3 tRNA genes and 3 rRNA genes are annotated in these 5,842 nt (G+C 53.0%); all 6 read left to right on the forward strand.

The window, feature by feature from the left end:
- Window positions 1-587 precede the first annotated feature (587 nt).
- The 6 genes from FHS64_RS14145 (at window position 588) to FHS64_RS14170 (ending at window position 5,791) form a co-directional block, all read left to right on the forward strand.
- Window positions 588-2,050: ribosomal RNA gene (locus FHS64_RS14145) — 16S ribosomal RNA — on the forward strand.
- Between the two features lie 203 nt (window positions 2,051-2,253).
- Window positions 2,254-2,330: transfer RNA gene (locus tag FHS64_RS14150), tRNA-Ile, on the forward strand.
- A 39-nt stretch (window positions 2,331-2,369) separates the two neighbouring features.
- A tRNA-Ala gene (locus FHS64_RS14155) sits at window positions 2,370-2,445 on the forward strand.
- A gap of 245 nt (window positions 2,446-2,690) precedes the next feature.
- Window positions 2,691-5,470 (forward strand): 23S ribosomal RNA (locus FHS64_RS14160).
- 73 nt (window positions 5,471-5,543) lie between these two features.
- Window positions 5,544-5,658 (forward strand): 5S ribosomal RNA (gene rrf, locus FHS64_RS14165).
- The 16S, 23S and 5S rRNA genes sit together here with 3 tRNA genes alongside, the layout of an rRNA operon.
- A gap of 56 nt (window positions 5,659-5,714) precedes the next feature.
- Window positions 5,715-5,791: transfer RNA gene (locus FHS64_RS14170), tRNA-Met, on the forward strand.
- The last annotated feature ends 51 nt before the right edge of the window (window positions 5,792-5,842 follow it).

Here is a 5,842-nt window from a genome sequence, read left to right on the forward strand (position 1 = left end):
AGCCTTCTGGATGCTACTGTGTATCTGGATTTTCAGGGGTTTGGTTCTTCGGGATCGGTTCTGAGAAAGATCGAAAGGTCGGGTTGACAGGGAAGCGGTGGATCGGTAGATAGCCGCCTCCTTCGCCGGAAGGTTCTTCGGAACGGCTGGCGAGATTGTCGAAAACTTCTTTAAAAAGAAGTGCTTGACACGGAGACGGTGGATCGGTAGATACCCGCCTCCATCACTGGAAAGGCCTTCGGGTTTTGAAAGTGACCGGGTCGAAAACTTCTTTAAAAAGAAGTGCTTGACACGAAAATCCGGGTGGTTTAGATAGCCGCCTCCGCCGAGAACGGGCGCTAAACGTTCAGACGGCCTTCGGGTCTGGTCTTTGAAATCGTTGATCTGGAAAGAGAAACGCAGGCGGCGGTGTTCTAGCGGAACCCTTAACGGGGTTCATTATAGATGACACTGACAACTGCGGTCTTTTTGAAAAGATACAACCATGAAATCAATCTTCGGATTGGTCTTGTGGGATCTCGTCAATAAAATACGTAGAACTAATGCCAAGCGACTTCGGTCGCAAATGCTTAGGTCAATGGTCAACTCAACCTGAGAGTTTGATCCTGGCTCAGAGCGAACGCTGGCGGCAGGCCTAACACATGCAAGTCGAACGGACCCTTCGGGGTTAGTGGCGGACGGGTGAGTAACACGTGGGAACGTGCCTTTAGGTTCGGAATAGCTCCTGGAAACGGGTGGTAATGCCGAATGTGCCCTTCGGGGGAAAGATTTATCGCCTTTAGAGCGGCCCGCGTCTGATTAGCTAGTTGGTAAGGTAAAAGCTTACCAAGGCGACGATCAGTAGCTGGTCTGAGAGGATGACCAGCCACATTGGGACTGAGACACGGCCCAAACTCCTACGGGAGGCAGCAGTGGGGAATCTTGCGCAATGGGCGAAAGCCTGACGCAGCCATGCCGCGTGAATGATGAAGGTCTTAGGATTGTAAAATTCTTTCACCGGGGACGATAATGACGGTACCCGGAGAAGAAGCCCCGGCTAACTTCGTGCCAGCAGCCGCGGTAATACGAAGGGGGCTAGCGTTGCTCGGAATTACTGGGCGTAAAGGGCGCGTAGGCGGATCGTTAAGTCAGAGGTGAAATCCCGGAGCTCAACTTCGGAACTGCCTTTGATACTGGCGATCTTGAGTATGAGAGAGGTATGTGGAACTCCGAGTGTAGAGGTGAAATTCGTAGATATTCGGAAGAACACCAGTGGCGAAGGCGACATACTGGCTCATTACTGACGCTGAGGCGCGAAAGCGTGGGGAGCAAACAGGATTAGATACCCTGGTAGTCCACGCCGTAAACGATGATTGCTAGTTGTCGGGCTGCATGCAGTTCGGTGACGCAGCTAACGCATTAAGCAATCCGCCTGGGGAGTACGGTCGCAAGATTAAAACTCAAAGGAATTGACGGGGGCCCGCACAAGCGGTGGAGCATGTGGTTTAATTCGAAGCAACGCGCAGAACCTTACCACCTTTTGACATGCCTGGACCGCCACGGAGACGTGGCTTTCTCTTCGGAGACTAGGACACAGGTGCTGCATGGCTGTCGTCAGCTCGTGTCGTGAGATGTTGGGTTAAGTCCCGCAACGAGCGCAACCCTCGCCATTAGTTGCCATCATTTAGTTGGGAACTCTAATGGGACTGCCGGTGCTAAGCCGGAGGAAGGTGGGGATGACGTCAAGTCCTCATGGCCCTTACAGGGTGGGCTACACACGTGCTACAATGGTAACTACAGAGGGTTAATCCTTAAAAGTTATCTCAGTTCGGATTGTCCTCTGCAACTCGAGGGCATGAAGTTGGAATCGCTAGTAATCGCGGATCAGCATGCCGCGGTGAATACGTTCCCGGGCCTTGTACACACCGCCCGTCACACCATGGGAGTTGGTTCTACCCGAAGGTGGTGCGCTAACCAGCAATGGAGGCAGCCAACCACGGTAGGGTCAGCGACTGGGGTGAAGTCGTAACAAGGTAGCCGTAGGGGAACCTGCGGCTGGATCACCTCCTTTCTAAGGATGCTTCTCCACTGTCTCTCACGAGATAGTATTGAGGCTCCGATTTAGTCGGGTACTTTATGTACACTGACATGATGCGGGATACCGCCGTCTTCGTTTCTCTTTCCAACCATTCAGTCGTCGACTTCAGAGCATGTGGCTCTGTGACAGATGACTGTGATTGCGAGCCTGAGATAACGGGCTGTCGCGCTGCCTAGAGGCCTGTAGCTCAGGTGGTTAGAGCGTACGCCTGATAAGCGTAAGGTCGGCAGTTCGAGTCTGCCCAGGCCTACCAGCACGACGCATTTATCATCTGGCTTACATCCCAAGTTTTGGGGCCATAGCTCAGTTGGTAGAGCGCCTGCTTTGCAAGCAGGATGTCGTCGGTTCGACTCCGTCTGGCTCCACCATTCTCTTTCCAGTCGCGCTGTGTAGCGCACGAAAGAGATCAGGGATCTCGCAATCAATACGAGTTTGCATATGACCTTCGGGCCGTATGCATTGACATTGTGTAGGAAGGATTTGACCGGCTTGTTCATAAGCTTAAGGTCAGGTTCGAGAAGAAATCGTCTGGCATAGTAAAACACCAGGCACTGTCCACCGCTCACCTCTTTCCGGGCCGTGGATAAGCAGTGCATGGGTTTTGCTGAGAAACGATCAAGCGTTAAAGGGCTTCTGACGGATGCCTTGGCGTAGAGAGGCGATGAAAGACGTGGCAAGCTGCGATAAGAACCGGGGAGGCGCTAGCACCCTTTGATCCGGTTATTTCTGAATGGGGAAACCCACCTTTGCAGTCTTCCAACTTCTATCCTTCGGGATAGCGATTGGACGATTGTTAAAGGTACAATGAGCTGAATACATAGGCTTCATTGAGCGAACCCGGGGAACTGAAACATCTCAGTACCCGGAGGAAAGGACATCAACCGAGACTCCCGTAGTAGTGGCGAGCGAAACGGGACCAGGCCAGTGCTCTTGTGAAATAAAGGCGAACGACTTGGAAAAGTCGGCCATAGTGGGTGAAAGCCCCGTAGCCATCAAACAGCAAGAGACTCGAGTAGGGCGGGACACGTGAAATCCTGTCTGAACATGGGGGGACCACCCTCCAAGCCTAAGTACTCCTCTACGACCGATAGTGAACAAGTACCGTGAGGGAAAGGTGAAAAGCACCCCGACAAGGGGAGTGAAACAGAACCTGAAATCGGAAGCCTACAAGCAGTCGGAGCCACCAAGCGTGGTGACGGCGTACCTTTTGTATAATGGGTCAGCGACTTCATGTGTCGAGCAAGCTTAAGCCGTTAGGTGTAGGCGCAGCGAAAGCGAGTCTGAATAGGGCGCTAAGTTCGACGTATGACGACCCGAAACCAGGTGATCTATCCATGAGCAGGATGAAGGTTAGGTAACACTAACTGGAGGTCCGAACCCGTGAATGTTGAAAAATTCTGGGATGACTTGTGGATAGGGGTGAAAGGCCAATCAAACCTGGACATAGCTGGTTCTCCGCGAAATCTATTTAGGTAGAGCGTCCGACGAATACCCTGGGGGGTAGAGCACTGGATGGTTGCGGGCTGCGCGAGCGGTACCAATACTAACCAAACTCCGAATACCCAGGAGTAATATCGGGCAGACACACGGCGGGTGCTAACGTCCGTCGTGAAAAGGGAAACAACCCTAACCATCATCTAAGGCCCCCAAGTCATGGCTAAGTGGGAAACGATGTGGGATTGCTTTGACAATCAGGAGGTTGGCTTAGAAGCAGCCATCCTTTAAAGAAAGCGTAACAGCTCACTGATCAAGCGATCCTGCGCGGAAAATGTAACGGGGCTAAAGCCATGCGCCGAAGATATGGGTTTGCAGTTTACTGCAAGCGGTAGCGGAGCGTTCTGTAAGCCGGTGAAGGTCAACTGTGAGGTTGGCTGGAGGTATCAGAAGTGAGAATGCTGACATGAGTAACGATAAACAGTGTGAGAAACACTGTCGCCGAAAGACCAAGGGTTCCTACGTAAAGCTAATCTGCGTAGGGTTAGTCGGCCCCTAAGGCGAGGCTGAAAAGCGTAGTCGATGGGAAGCAGGTAAATATTCCTGCACCAGCTAGAAGTGACGGATGGCATAACTTGTACAGGCTTATTGGATTGTCTGTGCAGGGGCGTCGTCCCTGGAAATAACTCTAGCAGAGACCGTACCCGAAACCGACACAGGTGGTCAGGTAGAGCATACCAAGGCGCTTGAGAGAACTGTGCTGAAGGAACTCGGCAAATTGCACGCGTAACTTCGGAATAAGCGTGACTCACCCTGCGCAAGCAGGAATGAGTGGCACAAGCCAGGGGGTAGCGACTGTTTAGCAAAAACACAGGGCTCTGCGAAGCAGCAATGCGACGTATAGGGTCTGACGCCTGCCCGGTGCCTGAAGGTTAAAGGGAGGAGTGAAAGCTCCGAACTGAAGCCCAGGTAAACGGCGGCCGTAACTATAACGGTCCTAAGGTAGCGAAATTCCTTGTCGGGTAAGTTCCGACCTGCACGAATGGCGTAACGACTTCCCCACTGTCTCCAGCACAGGCTCAGTGAAATTGAATTCCCCGTGAAGATGCGGGGTTCCCGCGGTCAGACGGAAAGACCCTATGAACCTTTACTATAGCTTCGCCTTGGCGTTAGCGACCGTATGTGTAGGATAGGTGGGAGGCTATGAAGCCGGGGCGCCAGCTCTGGTGGAGCCATCCTTGAAATACCACCCTTACTGTCGTTGACGTCTAACCGAGGGCCGTTATCCGGTCCCGGGACATGGCGTGGTGGGTAGTTTGACTGGGGCGGTCGCCTCCTAAAGTGTAACGGAGGCGCGCGATGGTGGGCTCAGACCGGTCGGAAATCGGTCGTCGAGTGCAATGGCATAAGCCCGCCTGACTGCGAGACTGACAAGTCGAGCAGAGACGAAAGTCGGCCATAGTGATCCGGTGGTCCCGCGTGGAAGGGCCATCGCTCAACGGATAAAAGGTACTCTAGGGATAACAGGCTGATTTTGCCCAAGAGTCCATATCGACGGCAAAGTTTGGCACCTCGATGTCGGCTCATCTCATCCTGGGGCTGGAGCAGGTCCCAAGGGTATGGCTGTTCGCCATTTAAAGAGGTACGTGAGCTGGGTTCAGAACGTCGTGAGACAGTTTGGTCCCTATCTGCCGTGGGTGTTCGAAGCTTGAGAGGATCTGTCCCTAGTACGAGAGGACCGGGATGGACATACCTCTGGTGGACCTGTCGTGGCGCCAGCCGCGCAGCAGGGTAGCTAAGTATGGAATAGATAACCGCTGAAAGCATCTAAGCGGGAAACTAACCTCAAAACAAGGCTTCGCTGAGGATCGTGGAAGACTACCACGTTGATAGGCCAGGTGTGGAAGCGCAGCGATGTGTGAAGCTTACTGGTACTAATAATCCGATCGGCTTGATCGTTTCTCAGCAAAACCCATAGTTCTACTATGCATTAAAAAATACGATTTCTTCTCATCCTTATATACTTGGTTGACCCGGTGACTTTGTCGGAGATTCCCCACCCGATCCCATTCCGAACTCGGTCGTTAAGGTCTCCAGAGCCGATGGTACTTCGTCTCAAGGCGCGGGAGAGTAGGTCGTCGCCGGGTCTACCAAGTATATAAAGATGTTTCTCGAACCCCTTCCTATCACAACTACCGTTTGCCGCGGGATGGAGCAGCCCGGTAGCTCGTCAGGCTCATAACCTGAAGGTCGTAGGTTCAAATCCTACTCCCGCACCCAAACACTCCCAAACAGCCCCGTCGCTCAACGCACGGGGCTTTTTGCTGTTCG

The sequence above is a fragment of the Brevundimonas terrae genome (genome assembly GCF_011761985.1).
GTDB lineage: Bacteria > Pseudomonadota > Alphaproteobacteria > Caulobacterales > Caulobacteraceae > Brevundimonas > Brevundimonas terrae.